The organism is Rhodobacter sp. CZR27 (assembly GCF_002407205.1).
GTDB lineage: Bacteria > Pseudomonadota > Alphaproteobacteria > Rhodobacterales > Rhodobacteraceae > Cereibacter_A.
This window is the reverse complement of the sequence record NZ_CP023548.1, coordinates 2,473,845-2,494,033: the sequence shown is the minus strand read 5'-3', so window position 1 is coordinate 2,494,033 and position 20,189 is coordinate 2,473,845. Positions and strand designations below refer to the sequence as shown.

14 protein-coding genes and 1 tRNA gene are annotated in these 20,189 nt (G+C 64.8%); 5 read left to right on the top strand and 10 right to left on the bottom strand.

Translation table 11 applies throughout. From position 1 onward, the window contains the following. Positions 1-5: 5 nt before the first annotated feature. Positions 6-1,550: a YifB family Mg chelatase-like AAA ATPase gene (locus tag CK951_RS12130; RefSeq protein WP_096786394.1), complete on the bottom strand. Its 1,545-nt coding sequence runs from the start codon at positions 1,548-1,550 to the stop codon at positions 6-8. Positions 1,551-1,789: 239 nt separating this feature from the next. On the opposite strand from CK951_RS12130, the gene CK951_RS12125 reads away from it, so the two are divergent. Both CK951_RS12125 and CK951_RS12120 read left to right on the top strand, forming a co-directional pair. After that, a tRNA-Ser gene (locus CK951_RS12125) sits at positions 1,790-1,877 on the top strand. A 699-nt stretch (positions 1,878-2,576) separates the two neighbouring features. Further along, a complete protein-coding gene (locus CK951_RS12120) occupies positions 2,577-3,965 on the top strand; it encodes an AAA family ATPase (protein WP_157764553.1) in 1,389 nt (462 codons plus the stop codon). 667 nt (positions 3,966-4,632) lie between these two features. On the opposite strand, the gene CK951_RS12115 is transcribed toward CK951_RS12120, so the two are convergent. From CK951_RS12115 to CK951_RS12090, 8 genes are all read right to left on the bottom strand, one after another. After that, positions 4,633-5,199 carry a recombinase family protein gene (locus CK951_RS12115; RefSeq protein ID WP_096786392.1) on the bottom strand — a complete coding sequence of 189 codons (567 nt, stop codon included), beginning with the start codon at positions 5,197-5,199 and terminating at the stop codon, positions 4,633-4,635. A 587-nt stretch (positions 5,200-5,786) separates the two neighbouring features. Next, on the bottom strand, positions 5,787-6,311 hold the full coding sequence (locus tag CK951_RS21035; protein ID WP_157764551.1) for a hypothetical protein: 525 nt from the start codon (positions 6,309-6,311) through the stop codon (positions 5,787-5,789). Positions 6,312-6,364: 53 nt separating this feature from the next. Continuing rightward, positions 6,365-6,736: a hypothetical protein gene (locus tag CK951_RS21030; protein WP_157764550.1), complete on the bottom strand. Its 372-nt coding sequence runs from the start codon at positions 6,734-6,736 to the stop codon at positions 6,365-6,367. 378 nt (positions 6,737-7,114) lie between these two features. Beyond that, positions 7,115-8,407, bottom strand: coding sequence for a tyrosine-type recombinase/integrase (locus CK951_RS12110; protein ID WP_157764549.1), 1,293 nt, complete (start codon positions 8,405-8,407; stop codon positions 7,115-7,117). Positions 8,408-8,747: 340 nt separating this feature from the next. Further along, positions 8,748-11,078, bottom strand: a complete 2,331-nt coding sequence (locus CK951_RS12105; RefSeq protein WP_096786390.1) for a DNA/RNA non-specific endonuclease — start codon at positions 11,076-11,078, stop codon at positions 8,748-8,750. Then, entirely contained in the window at positions 11,075-12,364 is a 1,290-nt protein-coding gene (locus tag CK951_RS12100) for a hypothetical protein (RefSeq protein WP_096786389.1), read from the bottom strand. Before CK951_RS12100 ends, CK951_RS12105 begins: the two co-directional genes overlap by 4 nt. 3 nt (positions 12,365-12,367) lie before the next feature. Then, positions 12,368-13,474: a serine protease gene (locus tag CK951_RS12095; protein ID WP_096786388.1), complete on the bottom strand. Its 1,107-nt coding sequence runs from the start codon at positions 13,472-13,474 to the stop codon at positions 12,368-12,370. Next, the gene (locus CK951_RS12090; RefSeq protein ID WP_096786387.1) at positions 13,474-14,694 is read right to left on the bottom strand and encodes a serine protease; all 1,221 of its coding nucleotides are present in this window, start codon (positions 14,692-14,694) and stop codon (positions 13,474-13,476) included. The genes CK951_RS12095 and CK951_RS12090 overlap by 1 nt, the downstream gene beginning before the upstream one ends. Before the next feature lie 329 nt (positions 14,695-15,023). On the opposite strand from CK951_RS12090, the gene CK951_RS12085 reads away from it, so the two are divergent. Then, complete coding sequence (locus CK951_RS12085; RefSeq protein WP_096786386.1) at positions 15,024-16,997, top strand: hypothetical protein; 1,974 nt, start codon at positions 15,024-15,026, stop codon at positions 16,995-16,997. Further along, positions 16,997-18,421, top strand: coding sequence for a hypothetical protein (locus tag CK951_RS12080; protein ID WP_096786385.1), 1,425 nt, complete (start codon positions 16,997-16,999; stop codon positions 18,419-18,421). The genes CK951_RS12085 and CK951_RS12080 overlap by 1 nt, the downstream gene beginning before the upstream one ends. 68 nt (positions 18,422-18,489) lie before the next feature. On the opposite strand, the gene efp is transcribed toward CK951_RS12080, so the two are convergent. Further along, positions 18,490-19,056, bottom strand: coding sequence for an elongation factor P (gene efp, locus CK951_RS12075; protein ID WP_096786384.1), 567 nt, complete (start codon positions 19,054-19,056; stop codon positions 18,490-18,492). A 91-nt stretch (positions 19,057-19,147) separates the two neighbouring features. On the opposite strand from efp, the gene epmA reads away from it, so the two are divergent. Then, entirely contained in the window at positions 19,148-20,185 is a 1,038-nt protein-coding gene (gene epmA / locus CK951_RS12070; RefSeq protein WP_096786383.1) for an EF-P lysine aminoacylase EpmA, read from the top strand. Positions 20,186-20,189: the final 4 nt, after the last annotated feature.

Sequence of the window (20,189 nt, the reverse complement as noted above, 5' to 3'; positions counted from 1 at the left end):
AGGCGTCAGCTCGATGCGAGCCGGTTATCCTGTTTCAGCGGCTGCGCGAAGGCGAGGCGATAGCTGACCGCTTCGGCGACATGCGGATAGCGGACCGGCCCGGAGCCGTCGAGATCGGCGATTGTGCGCGCCACGCGGAGGATCCGGTGATAGGCGCGCGCGGATAGGCCGAAGCGGCCGGCCACCCGTCCTAGCAGCGCGCGGCCTTCCTCGTCCGGCGCAGCCACCTCTTCGAGCAGGTCGCCATCGGCTTCCGCGTTCTCGCGCACTCCGGGGTGGCCGCCGTAGCGCCGGGTCTGGATCCCGCGTGCAACGGCGACCCGCGCGGCGACGGTGGCTGAGCTCTCTCCGCCCTTGGGAAGGCTTCCGTCCATCCATTCCACCGGCGGCACCTCGATCCTCAGGTCGAAGCGGTCCATCAGGGGTCCCGAGATCCGGCCGAGGTAATCCTCACCGCAGGAGGGGGCGCGGCTGCAGGCCCGCGACGCATCGGCCAGATAGCCGCAGCGGCAGGGATTGGCGGCCGCGACGAGCAGGAAGCGGCACGGGTAGCGGTAACGCGCATCTGCCCGCGGCACCATGATCTCGCCGCTCTCGAGCGGCTGGCGCAACGTGTCGAGGACGCGCGGCGGAAACTCGGGCAGTTCGTCGAGGAAGAGCACGCCGTTGTGGGCCAGGCTCACCTCGCCCGGTCGGGCGCTTCTCCCGCCACCCACGATCGAGGCCGGCGAGGCGGTGTGATGCGGATCGCGGAACGGCCGCAACCGGCTGATGCCGCCTTCGGTCAGGAGCCCGGCGATGGAATGGATCATCGAGGTTTCCAGCGCCTCGGCCGGCAGCAGCGGGGGAAGGAGCCCGGGCATGCACTTGGCCAGCATCGACTTGCCCGATCCGGGCGTGCCGACCAGCAGCATGTGATGGCGCCCCGCGGCCGCGATCTCGAGCGCGCGCTTGGCGCGTTCCTGTCCGCGCACCTCGGCGAGGTCGGGCATGCGTCCCCGGGAGATCGAGACTTCCCCCGCCTCGGCCGGAGCGATCGGCGTCTGCCCGGCGAAATGGCGCACGACCTCGTCGAGCGTGCCGGCAGCGAGGACCTGGGTCGCGCCGACCCATGCCGCCTCGGCACCGCAAGCCCGCGGGCAGAGCAGGGCACGGTCCTGCTCTGCCGCAGCCATCGCTGCAGGCAGCGCGCCGAGCACCGGCACGAGGCGCCCGTCGAGCGAGAGTTCACCGATGGCCAGGGTGTGTTCCACCTCGTCCTTCGGAATGATCTCCAGCGCGGCCAGAAGCGCCAGCGCGATCGCCAGGTCGAAGTGCGACCCCTCCTTCGGCAGGTCGGCAGGCGACAGGTTCACCGTTATCCGCCGCGAGGGCAATGCGATCGACATGGCGGCAAGGGCCGTGCGGACCCGCTCGCGTGCCTCGGACACCGCCTTGTCGGGCAGGCCAACGATGGCGAATGCCGGCAGGCCTGCGGAGACGGCGCATTGCACCTCGACGCTGCGCGGATCGACGCCTTCGAAGGCAACGGTGAATGCTCTTGCGATCATGATGGTCCCCGTTCCCCTCCTGCCTAGGGCGAATTGGTTGACCAACCGTTAAGACCAGGCTGGGCCGGTATGGCTGTCTGCAGGGGGTGTGTGTTCCCGGTCATGCGTGCTCCGCCGCCATCGCCTTCCGCTGTGACCGAGGCAGCGCGAGAAATCTCATTGTGCAGGCATTATGTTGCGGCTAGGTCTGCAGCACGGATAATACCGGCGCCCCCGAGACCCGAGCGGGGGCAGCATCTGGAAGCGTGGCCGAGTGGTTGAAGGCACTGGTCTTGAAAACCAGCGATCCGCAAGGGTTCGTGGGTTCGAATCCCACCGCTTCCGCCATCACATAGGAGACGGAGATTTGCTCGACATTTCAGCAAGTTAGGATAGGCAGAGAATATTCACCCACACACGCGTCCCACACACGTTGCCACCACACGGCCCTTTCGGTCGGCGAAGGCGACCAGTCATAACGACTGACTCGGGCGGGTGTCGCAGTGAGATGGCGGTCGCACCTCTTGGCCGCGCAGGAGGGCAGCGGTGGGCCCTTGCAGAACCCCGTGGAAGGTGTTCGTGCACGCAGAGGGGCATGAGTAGTATCATCTTGATAAGCGACAAGCTTTGGTTAGCGCTTGTATTACCATTTATGCCGCCTAACGTTGCAGCAGGCTACTCGGTTAATATAGCGATCTGTGTCTCTAGAGTGTCCCATGCATTTTCTGTCGGGCAGTAACGCAACAGATTTAGACAGGTTCAGGCAGGAATTGGCGATGCTGCGCTACGCCCTGTTGTCAGTATTTCTGATCTCCCGGTCGCATCTAAAGAACAGGGTTCCAAAAAGGTAAGCGCGAGCTGTTGCCCGGTATTTACCGCTGTTCCTAACTCTGGATCCACTTCACCTGGATTTCTACTTAAGGAAGCATGTGCCAATATGGTCTGACTGACATTGCAGAGGACTCAGAGGAAAACCAACAATTTGGCTTCCTGCGGCAATGCTCAGGCTTGACAGGCACCAAGCGAGTCGGGTGTAACATAGCCTGCATGAACGACGACGCGCGTTCGGAAGGCTTAGCCGGGGTGGGGGCGTTGATTACCAGAATCGAAATAGATGGTTTTAAAACGTTCCAAGGTTTTTCAGCCAACCTTCGCCCGTTCATGGCGGTAATCGGCGCAAATGCCACGGGGAAATCTAATCTTTTTGATGCGCTGAAATTCCTATCTCGGTTAGCTCAGACCGACGTGCGTCAGGCGATGCAGGATCTTAGAGGGGAGCCTGAAGAGCTTTTCCGACAAACTGCGGCCGGTCTTCAAAGAACAATGCGTTTCGCAATCGAAGCCCTAATACCGAAACAAGGCGTCGATGACTTCGGAGCTAAGTACGAAACGCCCTCGCAGCGCCTTCGATACGAAATATGCATCGAACTGAGGGACAAATCTCAGGGAATTTTTGTTTCCCAGGAGGATTGTCGAATTATCAAGGCGGAGGACGATACTTTAACCTTCAGGCCCGATTACAAGATCAGTCGCTCCAGCAGGAAGAGACCATTTTTAGAGACTGAAAGGGATGCCGATGGCTGCCCGCGAGCGTTCCTGATACGACAGGATGGATTGGCAGAAAGCGGCACATCGAAGCGGGGAACACCCCTGCAACTTCCTGCAGCGGAAGCGTCAAGAAGTGCGCTGTCAACTATCGCGACTGCTGAGTTCCGGCATCTTTACGCGCTCAAGAAGCTGATTACAAATACTCGATTCCTCGAAATCAATCCTATTGCCGCTCGGAAGTCAAATGACAGGTACGAGGACAAAAGACTAAGAAGCGATGCCTCAAATCTCGCCGCTAGTCTTTCTGAGATACAAAGAAGATCTTCTACCACGTCAAGACCCACGGGAGCAATATCAGACATCTCATCCGATCTGGCATTACTGATCCCTCAAGTTCGCTTAGTTCGTATGACTGACGAAGACAAGTCGCGGGAGTATGCATTTGAGGTGGAACTTCGGGATGGCACTATATTCAGCTCACGGGTAATAAGCGACGGAACTATCCGGCTCCTCGCGCTGCTTACGGTCCTGAATGATCCCGATCGCGAGGGAATTCTTTGCTTTGAGGAGCCGGAGAATGGTGTGCATGAGGGGCGGATACCGGAGCTAATCGACTTGCTGAAGCAATCAACTAGAGCTTCTGATTCAATCGGCGATTATTTTCAGGTTCTAATAAATACACACTCTCCCGCTGTTATGAAGTCCCTTGATGCCGAGGATGTATTGTTTGCGGATATGGTGCTTAGTCGAAGTATTGAAGGTGAACATTCCGAAATCCGGACGCGGATGAGGACAATCGCGCCAATGAGGTCGCTTTTCGATAATGAACATCATCTTTGTCCGGAGAAGGTCGAAGAGATCCTCAGAAAGAAATCCGGCGGTGTATGATGTACTTATCTTGGGCGGCGTTTTACGAGGGCGTAACCGATTCAGCTTATTTCAATGTTTTGCTTCCGAGGGTAATAGATAACCTACTATCCGCGGAGGGGGTAAGACCGTATGACGTTGCGGTGCAACCCTCAACTGAGTTCGGCGTGTCAGATAGGGACTTCCAGAGGGTCGCAGCCGGTATATGCTCGCGGAAGGACGAGTTTCATTTGCTCTTCATCCACGCCGACGCAGGTGGTCGAGCGCTCCGAGAGGGAATTGCAAACAGATGTGAGGCTCTCGCCCAACTTGCCGCTGACATCTGCCAGTTTCAAATCGAGCGAGCCATCTATCTCAAGCCGATGAGGGAGCTAGAGGCTTGGGCACTTTCTGATCCCGCTGCCATCTTGTCCGCATTTGGTCTCAGCAGCTTTTCCGCCAGGACACTGCAAATACTTCCTGCAAATCCACGGCACTTGGAGCAAGTGCAGGATCCGAAAGAGACGTTGAGTGAAATCGCGCGACAGGAGGGCCTGCGAAAGTACAATCACTCCAGCATCTTGGTTAGAATTGCTCAAGAGCAAAGCATTCAGAGCCTAAGGCGGATTCCATCGTTTCAAGCCTCTGAGGGCCTTCTAAGATCCGCACTCGCTCATGCTGGTTGCTTGCGGAGGCCGTGACCGAACTCTTATTTCGCTTGGTGATTCGTGTGCACTGAGAGCATTCGGTAGATTGAACGCTCGGAAATATTCAGTTTCATCGCCACTTCCCTTTTAGTCATGCCGGATCCAAGCAGCTCGACCGCTTGTAGGGCCTTAATGCCACAAGTCGGCTTCCGTCCTTTGTATTTACCCTCCGCCTTCGCCTTGGCAATCCCCTCTCTCTGCCGCTCCAGCATCATCTCCCGTTCGAACTGAGCCACAGCCCCAAGGACGTTCAGCATGAGCTTCCCTGTGGCATTGCCGGTGTCTAACCCAAGGTCCAACACCCTCAGCCCCACCTTCTTGGCCTCAAGAGCGTCAACGATCTCCCCAAGGTGCCTCACCGAACGGGCCAGACGATCCAGCTTCGTGACGATCAGCGTGTCTCCTTCCCGAACATAGTCCATAGCGGCCTTGAGAGCCTCCCTGACGCCCACTGAACTCGTTTGTTCCTCCCATATGCGCTCGCAGCCAACGGCCTTCAGCGCCTCTCTCTGAGCCTCCAGTCCAGCGACCTGTTCGAGCGTCGAAGTCCGAGCGTATCCAACCAGCATGTTACCACCTCTGCCAATGAAGTCTAAGAGGTGGCGTCCCGAGTCTGCCAAAACTCGAAACACCACTCCATTGTCAGGCGATCCCGTCACTGTGGCACCCTGACACATGGGCTTGCCCTATTGGCAGAGGCGGCATCAGGAATGGCGAGGGCAGGCCCCGAGGCCGACACCCTCAGAGACTCACGGAGAGCTTCACTGGCGGGCGGTAGCGTCGCGGGCACACAATGCAGCCGACATGAGCCAACGAGTCTCAGCGACTCTCTCCGTGGCGCTACGAGGCAAGCGGAAGGCAAGCTGAGGACCGGATTTGATCTCGGAGCCAGAAGGGGGTGGGGGTCTGAGATTGAGACTTCAAAAAAATGGGGGTTTATTATTGTTCTTATTGTTCTTGTCGAGCAACGTTCCTGCTGCATCACAAATGATTCCATCATCAGGACGTCAACAGAAGGCCCCTTTAGGTATCAGCGTGGCAAATGATCTATGGTGACGACGCTTTGGCTCATCACAGGCCAATCCACTCGTCGGCATGACCATGTGACGGCCTGAAGGCGGCAGCCTATGTTATATATGGTGACGACGTTTTGCTTCTAGATTGAGTCTATGAAGGCCTCGCGCACCTCTACACTGCAATCTGGTGGGCCCGATACTTTCCCATAGATGACGTCCCTTAGCTCCGCCTTCCAAGCCAGCTTACAGAACACGGAGGCGATTTGGCTTGCCGTCAGGTAGGCGGCAGGGCAGTTGCGGTGAAACAGCCCCCTCATGTTGTAATCTGGGCAAAGCAGGAACTTATTCATGAGCAAGGCTCTCAACTTCCCGCTGCCCAATCTTGCCGCCTCAATCATTGCGGCGACATAATCAAAGCGTTCGCATGGTGGTCGAGTATAAACATCCTCCGCAATTCTTCTGTTCGTGTCGAAGAGTAATTCGTTCTCCCTTCGCTTAGTTGACGACATCAGGGAGTTCCTTGGGTTCTCCTTTCTGTCGCGTTTCTGATAGGCATTCTTCCGGCAGGCGTCGGAGCAGAACTTCTGGTTCCTCCTTCGCTTTTCAAACTCTGCCGAACAATGACCGCATACTGCCTTTTCTTTTTCTTGGACTTCTTCGTTCATAGGATTAAGGGGCGCGGCCAGTTTCCTGACCGAGCCTTTTGATGTTGCCTTTCTTATTCGGTGACGACGTTGCCTAGGGCAGCTTTACGCTCTCGATAGCGTTGGCGAAGAACCGTCGGATGCGTATATGGCAACTCAGAGAAGCTGCGTACCCCCATGACCTCCAGAATGTCGGCATCCTCTTTGCCAATGTGGGTCCGGTAGACCCAACGGCTGTTTGAGCGGAACGGAGAATCAAGCTCAGCGAGTTCTGGCAAGTTCTGTTGGATATACTGTCCGCGCAGTTTGGTGCTTGGGAAAGACTTCTTAAGTTCGTCCATCACGGCGCCGATGGAGATGACATCGTTGATGTCTTTTACGGTCCTCGCCTTGCGTTCGATTTTCTTTGCAGCGTCACGAGCGACTTGCTGAATTTCAATATTCATTGTTTTACCTTCATTTTAGGAGGTGGATAGGTTTTCCGATCCCGAGACCGCATCGGCAGACGCCGGCTCCCATCAGCTGCGGAAGCACTGGGCCATTTCACGAGTTATCCATGAGGATTCGGGACACGCGACCGAAGGAAGGACCTTTGCGGTTTCTTCCTCTATGTCAGGCTCTTTACGGTTACACTCAATTCACGTCACCGCACGGCCTCCAGCGCGTTGGCTGAAGGCACGTAGGTCTCGGCAATGGAGTGAACTGTTAGCTGCACATTCGGGCGAACAAACGCTGCCCTTTTGGAGGCACAGCATGAAGGACGGATTTGCCCTTCTAAGTAAGGCCGTTTACGGCTACATTTCCGTCACCGTCGCCTCGATGGCCTACCTTTGACGAAGTCTAATGCAGCCTGTTCTGTCGGGCATCACGCTGATGGGGTAGTCGATCAACTCGATAGCGGCTTGCCTGACTTCCAAGCTGGTGCCGCCCGAATAGAGGCCAAAGGTGATGTTTGGCTTTTCGTGACCAAGGATGTCTGCGGCGACGTTCTCTGCAACTCCAGCGTTCTCCAGCTTTGTTGCGACCGTCTTCCGTATGCTATGGAATACATACTGGACGCCGAAGCCAAGCGTCTCCTTGAGTCTGCCAAACCGCTTACCTATGGCGTTCGACTTGTCCCCGTACTTGTTAAGCGTCAGGTCACTCATGATGAAGCCATCTGTGCTGGTTGCCTTGAGGCTGTCCAAGACCGGCTTCAGCTTCGGATGAATAGGCACATCACGCCATCCGGCTTCGCTCTTTGCATCCTCGATCACAATGTGCTGGCTATGGACGTTCCCGGTCCTCAGTGAGCAAAGCTCCTCGATCCGACACCCGGTCCACATTGCGAGCCAGATCAATTGAACAAGCTGTGTATCGCCTTTGTCAGCGGCAGCCCTCAGGATGCCGACCACCTCATCCGCCGTAAAGGGACGCCGCTTCTCAGCCACGGCAGCTTTCGAGACCTTGGCCTTCTTCGGCACGGCCTTGATGAAGGGGTCTACCTCGTCGGAGATTGAGCCAGAGGCTTGCAGGTAGTGCCAATAGGTGCGGCAGGCAGAGATGATCCTGCGCACGGTGTTGGTCTTCAGCCCCCCTTCGGTTTCAAGCGTATGCACCCACCTCTGCACCCCCTGCTTCGTGATCTGGTGGGTGAACGGAAAGACCTGGGCCAGTCGCTTCACGTCCGACCGCTTCATGTCCTTGGACTTCGGTTCGTTGTCGAGGGTGGCAAGCCAGTCTTCGACCTTCGAGTCGGTCACGACGCTTTCGCTGGTGGCGACCTTGAAGAAGTCGGAGGCCAGCTTCCCGTCCTTGTAGCTGATGTCCTCGGCCTTGTCGGCGATGAGCATGAGAGCTTCCGGCCGCTGCTCGGGCTTCAAGTCCCGGTACTCGGCACCCCAGCTTGCCGCTGTCTTCATCAACTCCTCGACCGGGGCACGGCTTCCAGTCCTTGCCGCTTCGATCTCAGCCTTCCAACCAGCGACCACGGGAAGCACCAGACGCTCAGCTTCGGTGAGGCTCTCGGTCTTGAGGCTCTGGACGAAGCGAGGCTTCCCGATCTTGTCGCGTAACCCCTTCGGCACGTCTAAAACAGCGTACCAACGACGACGACGCTTTTCGAGGTATTTCGGCATTTCCACACACGTTTACCACACACGTTGCGCCATAAAATCACTTATTCCCAAGGACTTCAAGGGGTTGTCGTGGGGTGGCGTAGTATCCCACCGCTTCCGCCACTGCCCGGCCTGAACCTTTGGTTCGTGCATCCGTCACTCCGCCAGAAGATACCGGCGGCAGTCTTCATGGGCGGGGAGCGGCGGACCGCGCGCGAAGACTGCTCCTGACCGACGTGATGGATTTGCCGGGGCGCGTGGGGCGTGCGCTGGAGATGCCAAGGCGACGGTCCGCCGCTCGCCTCGCCCGGGGCGTTTCATACCCGGCGGCGCGGCCTCGGCCGGTCGCTGCACGGGGCGGTCACTGGGCGCTTCCGATCCAGATCTCGAGGGTGCCCGGGCGAATCCGCCCGTTCGGTGTGGCCCGGATGCCGGACCGGCCAGCCGCTTCGAGATCGGCCGCCAGCAGCAGGGCCGCGGCGGCGTCGGCCTCCAGCCCGGGGTTGAAGCGCACCTCGTTCAGGGACTGCGCCGCCGTCACCCGCTCCTCTTCCGGCACGGTCCAGCCGAGATTGCGCAGGGCCGCGGCGAAACCCCGGGCACGTTCGCGCGTCATACCGGCGAATTGCAGGTAGGCCGTCTGGCTCTGGGTCACATCGAGATCCAGCTGGGGCACGAGCATCCCGAGCAGTGCCTCGGCCTCTCCGGCCGGCTCGGCCCCGGGCGCGCGTAGCATGGTTACCTTGCGCCGCGCGTCGGCCTTCATCCCGACCCAGTCGGTGCGGTTCCAGCTCGCGGGCGGCACCTCGTTCAGGACCGTCAGCAGGTTGACCTGCCCCCCGGGTGACAGCTCGGTCATCCGGCCGAGCATGCCGAGCAGCGCCCGGACGACCTTCGCCTGTTCGGACTCGCGCAGGGTCTCGCGTCCGCCGACCACGTTGCCGAGCCTCTCGATCAGCGCAGCCTGCGCCGGGGATGGCGGCTGGTCGAGTTCGCCCACCCCGCGGGCCAGCTGGTCGCCCTCGGTCGGGCTGCCGATGTTGCTGTTGCGATCCGCGTTGACCAGCGCTTCCGGGAAGATGAGGCCGGTGGCCAGACCGATGCCCTGGATCTTGAAGATGAATTGCGACTTCTGGAGGCGGTCGATGTCGGCACGGTTGGGGATCAGGAAGCCCTCGGCCACGAGAGGCTGCTCCTGTCCAAAAGGTACCCCCAAGGCGTCGCGCAGCGAGACGGCCACCAGCCAGAGTGCCGAGGGCACGTCCGGATCGTCGTCCTTGAATACCGGGCCAGTGAAGAAGGTCACGCGCGACGCCAAGCTGTTGTGCGCGTCGCGGATCCACGCGACCTGATCTGACCAGGCCTTGGCGGTGTCCGGATGCACCGGGGCCTTGTTGAGATGGATCTGCACCGACTGGTCGGCGAGACGTGCAGCGCGGATCGGGCCTTCCTCCAGCAGCGGACCCCAGGTGATGTAGTCGCGCGGGACATAGTCGGCCGGCACGAGGCCGCCGGCGAAGCGGTCGGGGTTCGGTCGCAACTCGGGCGGCAGGCGGGGGTCCGGCTCGATCGGCGTCTCGGTGGCGGGCAGGACGCGCCGCTGCATCCGGTCCAGGTTGATCGCCGCATAGAATGGTGCGCGTCGCGCCCGGTCGAAGACGAAGCTGAAGTTGAGATAGGGCACGGGCGCCCCGTCCTGGTAGCCATCGGCGAGCAGGGCGGGCCCCAGTCGGGGCAGCGGCAGGGTGCGGCCGAGGAAGTCCGGGTCGTAGCCGTTCAGATCCTCGCCGAAGACCGAGCCCTTGACGGCCGGAGCGTAGGCTTCGACCGCCGCCGCCACGTCCGGCGCCAGTGCCGCACGATCCAGCCGGCCATCCGCAAGGCGGACCGCGAGCACGGCCAGCACCTCGCTGCGCACCGACTCTGGCACCTGTCTCAGCGCCAGACGGTCGGCGATCACCATGTCGGCCAGTGCGGTGACCGCGTCGTCCAGCCGCCGCTGCCGCTGTTCCAAGTCGAGCGTCTGCTCATTCGCAAGCCTGCGCGCGTCGTCGCGGCCCGACCTTGCTATTGCTTTCAGGCTCACGGCGTCGTCGGCCTCGCGGTACGCGACCACGGCCACCGCCAGCGAGGCAAGCACGGCGAGGGTCAGGCCCATGGCGATCCGCTTGCGCCTGAGGGCGCGCCGCGCGTCGCGCCGCTCCTCGACAAGGCTCGCCGCGATGAGGTCGGCAATCTCGGGATCGCGGCTGAACTTCTCTGCCGAGCGCAGGGCCTTGCCGCTGATCAGGTAGCCCTTGGCGCGGGTGTCGCGCCACTGCCGGGCCTGTGCGGCAAGCCGGATGTATTCCCGCGAACTGCGGTCCTCCAGCAGGTCGCCGGCGGCGTCGCCCTCGGACCCGGGGACGAAGGGGGCAAGCCCCTCGGTCTCGTGATGGCCGTCGAAACCGCGCGCGACATCGAGCAGGTCCGCCGACCAGTAGTCGAGAACGCGCTGCGCCTTGCGGCGGTCCTCGGGGTCCGCGAGCACCGCCCCCGTCCTGCGAACCCGGTCGAGGAAGGCCGCGACCTCGGCGCTGTCGAGCGGCTGGCCGTCGCGGGCGAGCCGTTCGTGCTGGCGCTGCATCATGCCGAGATGCGCGGTCTGCAGGTCGAGCACATTGTCGAAGCGGTCGGCGTCCTGCGATCTCATGGCCCAAGCTCCGCAAGGATCCGGTGCAGCGGAAGGCTGATCCTGAGCAGCGCGGAGCAGTCGCCCTTCAGCTTGGAATCGACGGTGAGGAAGCGGATCTGCGCCTCGCCCCGGAAGGCGGCATAGATCGCCTCGAAGGCGGGGTCGGCCTTCTCGCGCGCCAGCGCGTCGTCCACATCCTCGACATAGGACAGGATGCGCCGGGCCCAGACCGCACCGGGGTCGCGCGCGGCGAGTTCCTGCACCATGGCCTTCAGCTCGATCCAGATCGAGGCGAATTCCTCGATCAGGTCGGTGCCGCCCCGCTCGAACAGCTGGTCCAGCTCTGCGATGCGCAGGTCGGCCTCCTGCCACTCGCGATGCTCGACCACCTCGGAGCGGATGGTCGGAATGATCAGCCGGAGCGAGCCGAGCGCCGTGCGGATCAGGTCGCCCGCGCCGGTGCCCGCCACATCCTCGAGCGTGCGAGCGAGGTCGTCGAGCGGCAGCGCGCTCGCGGTGGCGAAGATCAGGCTGTTCAGCCGCAGCGGCGTGTTCTGGATGATCCAGCGGATCTGGCGCAGCGCCGAGCGCGCGGCCACAGGGTTCGAGGCGTCGATCGCATCCTGCATCTGCGCCGCGGCCGCATCGAGCGCGTCGATCCAGAGCGTCTCGGTGGCCCGCGGGATCGGCGCCACGGGAAGCTGCTCGACGGCGTTGCGGGCGATCACGCAGGCGCTGCGCAACTGGTTGCAGTAGACGCGCAGTTCCGCCGCCTGCCGCGGATCCGAGGGCAGGTTGCGCGCGGCCTCGTTCAGCGCGCGGAACTGCTTTATCTGGATCTGGTGCAGGCATTCGTGCAGCGACTTGTAGGCGTCGAGGCTGTCCACCGTGTCGGCGATCATCGTCAGCCGCTCGCGGGACTGGTTCAGCCGGTCGCGCACCCCCGCCTCGTTCATGCGCGACTGAACGGCGCCGAGGCCGGTGATCACCGCCTCCATCTGCCGCCCCGTGGTCGGCAGCACCGCGCGCGCCGCGGGGCAGGCGCGGTCGACCAGAGCGCCGAAGGAGGCAGCCTGCGGCCGGCGCGCCAGCATGTCGGCCAGCACCAGACGCTCGACATCCTGCCGGCTGACGGCTTCCAGCAGGGCGAAGGCGCGCTGCCGGCCGGTCAGATGCTCGGGCACCCATTCCTCGAACAGGCCGCGTCCGGTGCTTCGCAGCATGATCCGCTTGAGGTCGTCGGTGGTGAAGAGCTGTGCGACCTCGTCGCTCAGGGGCTCGATCAGGTCGGGGGGAAGCGCCATGGCTCAGCCCCCCAGCAGCGCGCCGTGCCCGGCCGCGACGATCGCGGCCCGGATCCGGTCGAGCGGCACGCCCTGGTTGAAGCGCGCCGCGCCCCAGGTCGGATCGCCGTAGTGATGCAGCAGCGCCGGGTCCCAGTCCATCGTGAAGACCGGAGAGCCGGACGAGCCGTTCTCGGTATTCGTGCGGTAGCGCATCCGCGTGCCGTTGCCGTTCGGCCCGATCACCGACTGGGTGTCGAGCGCCAGCTTCATCGGCGCGCCGTCGGGATGCTGGACGATCAGCAGCGGCGCGTCGACCGCCAGCGCCACGGCCGCTGCGGGCAGCGCAAGCCACCCCCGTTCGGCGCCGGCCGGCTCAGCCAGCCGCAGCAGGGCGAAATCGAGCTGCCCCGGCTCGGGCAGCGGTTGGTCGGGATGGTCGGTCACCTCGGCCGGACCATAGGCGGCATGGCAGGCCAGCGGATCGGCGGCCAGTGCCACCACCCGTCCGGCCTCGCGGGTGCCATCGGCCCGCATAACGTAGTCGAAGCGGCATTGCGCGGCGGGAAGGACGCCCGCCGCTTCCGCCTTCTCGACCACGTGCCAGTTCGTCAGCACCGCAGATGGCCCGACGAGGAAGGCGGTTCCCGCCGCCCTCCGCTCGATCTCGATCCGGCAGACCCGGCGCCGGATGGCGGCCAGCCGGTCGATCCAGATCGCGAGGTCCAGCTTGGCGAGGTGCGGCCGCACGTTCTTCTGCAGGCCCGGCGCGAAGGCGTCGTCGGGCAGGCCCGGCATCGGCACGCCGCCGACCTGCGGCGCAAGCCCGATCTCGCCGTGCGGCAGCGGCACCAGCGCCTCGGGGCAGGCCACGGCGAGCAGGGCGCGGAGCTCCTCGCTGCGGGGGCGTCGCGCGCGCATCTCGGCCAGCACGCGCGACGCAAGGCCCTGCCGGTCAAGCTCGGTCAGCAGCGCGAAGAGCGTCCGCCGCACCGTAAGCCCCGGCGGAACCCAGGCCTCGTAAAGCCCGTCGCCCGTCGCGGTCAGCATCAGCATCTCAAGGTCGGACAGCGTGAAGAGCCGGCTCAGGGTCGTGCTCAGGGGCTCGATCTGGCGTGCGTCGAGGGGCATCAGAACACGCGCCGCTGCACGCCCTCGGACGCGCACAGATCGGCGAGGCTCGCGTGGCGCAGCCCCGGCAGGCCCGGCTCGTCAAGGACGCTGCCCAGGACATGCGCCCAGTTCGTCCGGTCGCTGCCCCAGTTTCCGCCATAGTGGATGCCGGTCACGAAGGGCAGGCTGTCGATCCCCATCACCAGCGAGCCGGAATTGCCGCCAAGGGTCGTCGCGTCGTGGTTCATGGTCCGCGCGCCAAGGCCGGTGGGCGTCACCTCGCCGGGGGCCAGCCGCTTGAAGCCCCAGAGCTTTTCGAACAGCAGCCGCAGGACCCTGTCGGTCTCGGAGACGGAACCGAGCGAGGCCGGGTCAGGCCGGGCCGGATAGCCCGCCACGAAGACCTGCGTCTGGGGCAGGGCAAGCCGCTGGCCCTCGCCCAGGGCCAGCGGCTTGCGGTCCGCGGGCGCCGGCGCGCCCAATCGGAACACCGCGATGTCGAGGCAGTCATGGTCGATCCCCACCGGCGGGATGGGCTTCGCGCCGCAGAACACGAGGTCGGTCAGCGGCTGGCTGTCGGCGCTTTCGCGGCCGTTGAACTCGTGGCCGAAGTCGATGCGGGGTGCAAGGTCGTGCCGGATCACCGGGGCGCCGTCGGCAGGGAAGCTGACGAAGACCTGCGCCACGTGCCGGTTGGTGGCGACAAGGTCGGGCGCCACCAGCCAGCCGGTTCCCGCATAGGGCATCAGCGGATGGGTGATGTCGATCCGCGCGACGGCCTTCAGCGCGGTCCGCAGATCGGCGTCGCGCAGCGGGTCGGCAAGCAGGTCGACCCAGATGCCCGGCGGGCTGGTGTCGAACACCGGCGCATCCTCGCGCACCAGGAAGGCGGGCCGCGAGCCGTCCGTGTGCACCACGACTTCCAGCGCCGCGGCGACCTCGGCCAGCGGTGCGGCGGTCTCCTCGCGCCGGCCGGCGATCAGCTCCAGCCCCTCGCGCCCGGTCTGAAGCATGCGCCGGGCCAGATCCTCCAGCTCGTGATCGCCGCCCAGCTCGTGCTCGATGTAGCCCCGCAGCGTCGCCTCGGAGCGTTCGATCCGCTCGGAGATGCCGGCGGGCGACAGGTCGGCGCCGTCGCGCGCGCCTTCGGCCGATTCAAGCACCGCCCTGCCGTCTCCCAGCCGCGGCATCACGCGCGCGGCGAGAAGATCGATCGTCGCCCTGTCGTGCCTTTCCATCGGCGCCCCTCCTGCCGAAAAAGGCGCGGAAGCGGCCGCCCCGCCGGAGCATGCCCACCGCAAATCACTTGATGAATTATCGCCGCCTCGAAATGGTCTGCGGCGGCAGTTTCGGGAATCAATCGGACGTCTTTTCGCTCGAATTGACGATACAGGCGAAGCGCCGATCTGAACAGTCACCCGATGGTTGAGCCTGTCTCTTGCGGAATATTGACGCGGGGGGCTGATTCGCACACCATGCTTGCGGCAGGACCATTCCGCCGCCTTCGTTTCCACCTTGCCGGATTGATCATTTCAAGCGCCTTCGGCGCCTTCAGGACATTGGTGTCATGGACTACGGTTCCGACGTCGCGGCACCGTCCGCGGATGACCTGTTCGAGATGCTGGGCTATCGCGAGGACCCTGCTGGTCCGGGGACCGGTGCGGTCGAGGCGACGCCCCTGGACATTCCCTGGACCGACGCCATCTCGGCCCGGGCGCGCGAGTTCATCGTGCGCTGGGAGACCGGCGGGCGCGCCTTCTACGAGCAGGTGATCAAGGCCCGCCCGGTCTGGCCCGAGTTCGCCTCGGGCATCACCATCGGCTGCGGCTACGACCTTGGCTATCACACCGCTGACGAGTTCCGTGCCGACTGGGAAGGCCGCATCCCGGGTGCTGCCATCGAGCGGCTGGCGCCGGTCATCGGCTTCCGCACCGACGAGCCGAACCGCCCGGCCAAGGTCGCCCACGCCAAGGCGCTGGTGCGGGCGCTGTCCGACATCACGGTGCCGTGGGAGGTGGCGCTGCGCCAGTTCGACGACGGCAAGATGCCCAAGCTCGTGTCGCAGCTCTTCCGTTCGCTCGACCATCTCGACCGGCTGCATCCGCATGCGCGCGGCGCCTTGCTGAGCCTTGTCTTCAACCGCGGATCGGGAGGGTTTTCCTCGTCCAGGGACCGCTTCCGCGAGATGCGCGAGATCGCCCGGCTGATGTCCTCGGGCCGGCGGCAGGACATCGAGCGCATCCCCGGGCTGCTGCGCGAGATGACGCGGATCTGGGGCGACACCTCCAGCCTGTCGCGCCGCCGCCGCGAGGAGGCCGAGCTGTTCGAGGCCGGCCTGGCCGAGGAGCGCCTGACCGAAGGCGTGGCGGCCTTGCGGCACGAGGCGCAACCCGAGGCCGCGGCCCGGCCGATGGCCGAGCAGCACGAAGACGTGCCCGAACAGAGCGATACCGAGGACCTGCGCGAGGAGCTGCCGCTGACCGAGGCGGCCGGACCCGGTGTCGACGATGTCCGCTGGAACCCGAACGACGATGACCATCCCGATTACCGCCACCTCTCGCGCCATGCCCCCGGCGAAAGCTTCGACCTTCTGCCCGAGGATCTGGAGGCGCTGATCCGCTTCAACGCCTTCCTGACCCGTCCGGGCCTGCTGGTCTTCGCGTTGCGTGGCGCGCGGATCGCGGGGGCCGACAAGCGCGAGGACGTGCGCGCGCTGACGCTGGTGGACCAGCGGCCCGACCACCGCGACTACCGCTGCGTGATCGGCGTGCTCGACCGCGAGGCACGCCGGATCTGGGCCTATCGCGCCTCGACGGTGCCCGAGGCGAAGGCGCTGGTCACCGGCTTCCAGAAGGCCAAGCAGGGCGTGTTCGAGGGCAACATGCTGCCCACCGGCTGCTACACCTACACCGTCGGCATCCATCGCGCGGGCACCAGCGGCGAGATCCGCGGCGTGCTGCGGCTGGCCACGACCTCGACCGGCGCCTCCGAGGTCATCGCGCTGCGCAGCATCGACGACGTGACCTACGACCGGCGCGACTTCTGGCACCGCTGCGCGCCGGCGGACAACATCCATCCGGGGCGGAGGCGGGAGGGATTCTCGTCGCTCGGCTGCCTGACCCTGCCCGGCGACTATGACCGGCAGAGCCGCACCCATTCCGGTCTCTGGGCGGACTTCCGCGTCGCGCTGGGCATGGGGCGGACCTTCGCGGCCTCGGACGACGGGCGGCAGTTCAGCACCGTCGTGCTGACCGGCGCGGATGCGGCGCTGGTGGCGCGCCTGCGACAGGGCGGAGAGCTGGAGCGGCCCGAGATCGCGCGCCTGCTCATGCGGCTGCGCTTCGGCTCCACGGGTCCCGCAGTGGCGAGATTGCAGGAGCAGCTGGGCCTCGAGCCCGACCGGCAGCGCCTGATCGGACCTGTCACCCGAGCGGCCCTGATCGCGCTGCAGCAGCGCCGGCTCGGCTGGGCCGATGGCATCCTGTCGCCCGAAATGGAGGCCGAACTCGGCCTTAGGATCTTCGACCAGGGAGGAGAGTGATGGAACGGATCGACCGCGCCCGGCTCGAGGCGATGCTGATGGATCCCGACGTTCCGGATGCGGCGATCCGGCCCTATCTTCAGCTCGATCCGCTGGAGACATCGGCCTTCGAGCCGGCCGTGGTGCCCAACACGGCCCGCGTCGCCTTCGCCGCGACCGAGGCCGCCATGGCGCTGAGCTCGCTCAACGGCATCGCGCGCTGGCGCCGCCAGCAGCGCTACGCCCGAAAGATCCGCGGCTGGACGGGGCTGAAGGTGGTGGCCGAGGGCGACAGCTGGTTCCAGTATCCCTTCCTGATCGACGACGTGATCGACCATCTCTTCGATCGCTGGGCGATCTACTGCGTCAGCGCCGCGGGCGACCTTCTGCAGGACATGGCCCGGCAGGAGGAGGTGACGGTGGCGGTCCTGTCCGAGAAGCCGGACGTGCTGCTGCTCAGCGGCGGCGGCAACGACGTGCTGGGCGGCGGCGCGCTGCAGAAATACCTGCTGCGCCACGATCCGGCCCTCGATGCCGCCGGTCACGTCGGCCCCGCCTTCGACGGCATCCTGAACGGCACCATCGCGATCTATGCCGACCTGATCGAACGCTCGCTGGCCGCCGGGGCGAAGCGGGTGGTCTGCCACAGCTACGACTATGTCATCGCGACCGGCGGCCGCTGGCTGGGCCGGCCGATGCTGGCGCAGGGCATCACCGATCCGCATCTGCAACGCGAGATCCTGAAGGTGCTGATCGACCGGTTCCACGAGGCGCTGGTCGGGATGGCGGCCGGTTTCGGCACCCGCGTGAGCATCGCCGACTGCCGCGGCCGCGTCCCCGACAGCGCCTGGTTCGACGAGCTTCACCCCACCTCGCAGGGCTTCGCCTTCCCGGCGCGGGTCATCCTTGGCGCGGTGGAGGGCATGACGGAATCCGTCTTCCTCGCCATGCCCGAGATGCCGGTGACGGAACGCCCGCTGCCGGCGGGCGAGCCGGAGGCCGCGGGCCAGCTGCTCGACGCCGACGAGGAGGCGCTGATCGAGGAGATCGGCCGCCGGCAGGCCGTGCTGGAGATCACGCCCGAGGCGCGGGACACGCTGGCACTGGACCTGCCGGTGGCGGGCACGGAGGCCGTGCGCCTGCCGTTCCGCGAACTGGGCCAGACCGTCGTGGCGCGGCTGGAACGCGAGCTTTACACCCTTGTCTGCACGCAGGAGGGCGCACCCGAGCGCGAGACGCTCCGCGCCTCGCTGAGCCTGCCGCAATCGGGTCTGGTGGGCGTGCTGACGACGGCGCTGATCGGGCTGGGGTGTCCGCCGTTCCTTGCGCCGCTCGTCGCGGCCGTCATCGTCAAGCGCGGCATCGCCCCGGTCTGGGAGGAGACCTGCCGCCTCTGGGCGGACCGGCTGGACCAGCCGGCCGAACCCGCCCCGGTCGGCGGCTGAGCGTCGCGCGCAGGGCAGGCCGCGGCCATCACGGCAGCGGCACCCCCCGGTCGCGGATGGCGCGAAGGTCAGTCCTTCGCGCGCTCGACGTAGCTCAGGTCTTCGGTGTTGATCACGATGCGCGTCCCGGCCGAGATATGCGGCGGCACCATCACGCGCAGCCCGTTCGTGCACATCGCGGGCTTGTAGGAGGACGAGGCGGTCTGCCCCTTCACCACCGGCTCGGTTTCGGTGATCTCGACCGTCACCTTCTGCGGGAACTCGATCGAGATCGCCACGTCGTTGTGGGTCTGCAGATAGACGCGCATCCCTTCCGTCAGGAACACCTTTCCGTCGCCGACCACGTCGGGCGAGACCACGACCTGATCGTAGGATTCCGGCTCCATGAAGTGATAGCCCTCGCCGTCCTCGTAGAGGTAGTCGTACTCGCGCTCGTCCACCGTGGCGCGCTCGACCTGCTCGGTGGTCTTCCAGCGTTCCGACACCTTGGTCCCGTCCGAGATCCGGCGCATGTCGACCTGGGTCACCGGGGTGCCCTTGCCGGGGTGGAAGTTCTGGGCGGTCAGGACGACATAGAGCCGGCCGTCGATGTCGACGACATTGCCCTTGCGAAGGCTCGAGGCGATGACTTTCAAAGGTCTCTTCCTTGTCAGCGGAGGGGGCGCGGCGTAGAACGCACCGCATTGGCCGTGCGCCTACCCCATCCTCGCCGGAATTTCCAGACGAATGTCCGCTTCCTCCTGGTGGCAGCCCCACCGCCATGCCGACCGCCGCCCGCTGCTTCTGGCCCGCAACCGTATCCAGTCCGCGATCCGCGGCTGGCTGGCCGTGCAGGGTTTCACCGAGGTCGATCCGGCCGCGCTGCAGGTTTCCCCCGGCAACGAGGCGCATCTGCACGGATTCGAGACCGCGGCCATCGGAAATGACGGGCTTGCGCGGCGGATGTATCTGCACACCTCGCCCGAATTCGCCATGAAGAAGCTGCTGGCGGCAGGCGAGACGCGGATCGCGGCCTTCGCCCATGTCTGGCGCAACCGCGAACGCGGCGCGCTGCATTCGCCCGAGTTCACCATGCTGGAATGGTATCGCGTGGGCGAGCCCTACGAGGTGCTGATGGAGGATTGCGCGGCCTTCCTGCGGCTGGCGGCCGAGGCCGCGGGCGCCACGACCCTGCGCTTCCGCGACCGCACCTGCGACCCGTTTGCGGAGCCCGAGCGGCTCTCGGTCGCCGAGGCATTCCTGCGCCACGCGGGGATCGATCTGCTGGCCACGCTCGACGCCTCAGGCGAGCCGGATGCCGCGGCCCTGCGTGCCGCGATGGCGGCCGCGGGCCTCAAGGCGGGCGAGGGGGACACATGGTCCGACATGCTCAGCCGCGTGCTGGTCGAGAAGGTCGAGCCGCATCTGGGCCACGGCCGGCCAACGATCCTTGACCGCTATCCGGCCGCCGAGGCGGCGCTGGCCCGTCGTGCGCCGGATGACGCGCGGGTGGCGGAACGGTTCGAGCTTTATGCCTGCGGGGTCGAGCTTGCCAACGGTTTCGGCGAACTGACCGACCCGGCCGAGCAGCGCCGCCGGTTTCAGGCCGAGATGGCCGAGAAGGCCCGCGTCTATGGCGAAAGCTATCCGCTCGACGAGGATTTCCTTGCGGCGCTGGCGATCATGCCGCCCGCCAGCGGCATCGCGATGGGCTTCGACCGGCTGGTGATGCTGGCCACCGGCGCGCCGCGCATTGATGATGTGATCTGGGCGCCGGTGCCCTGACGGC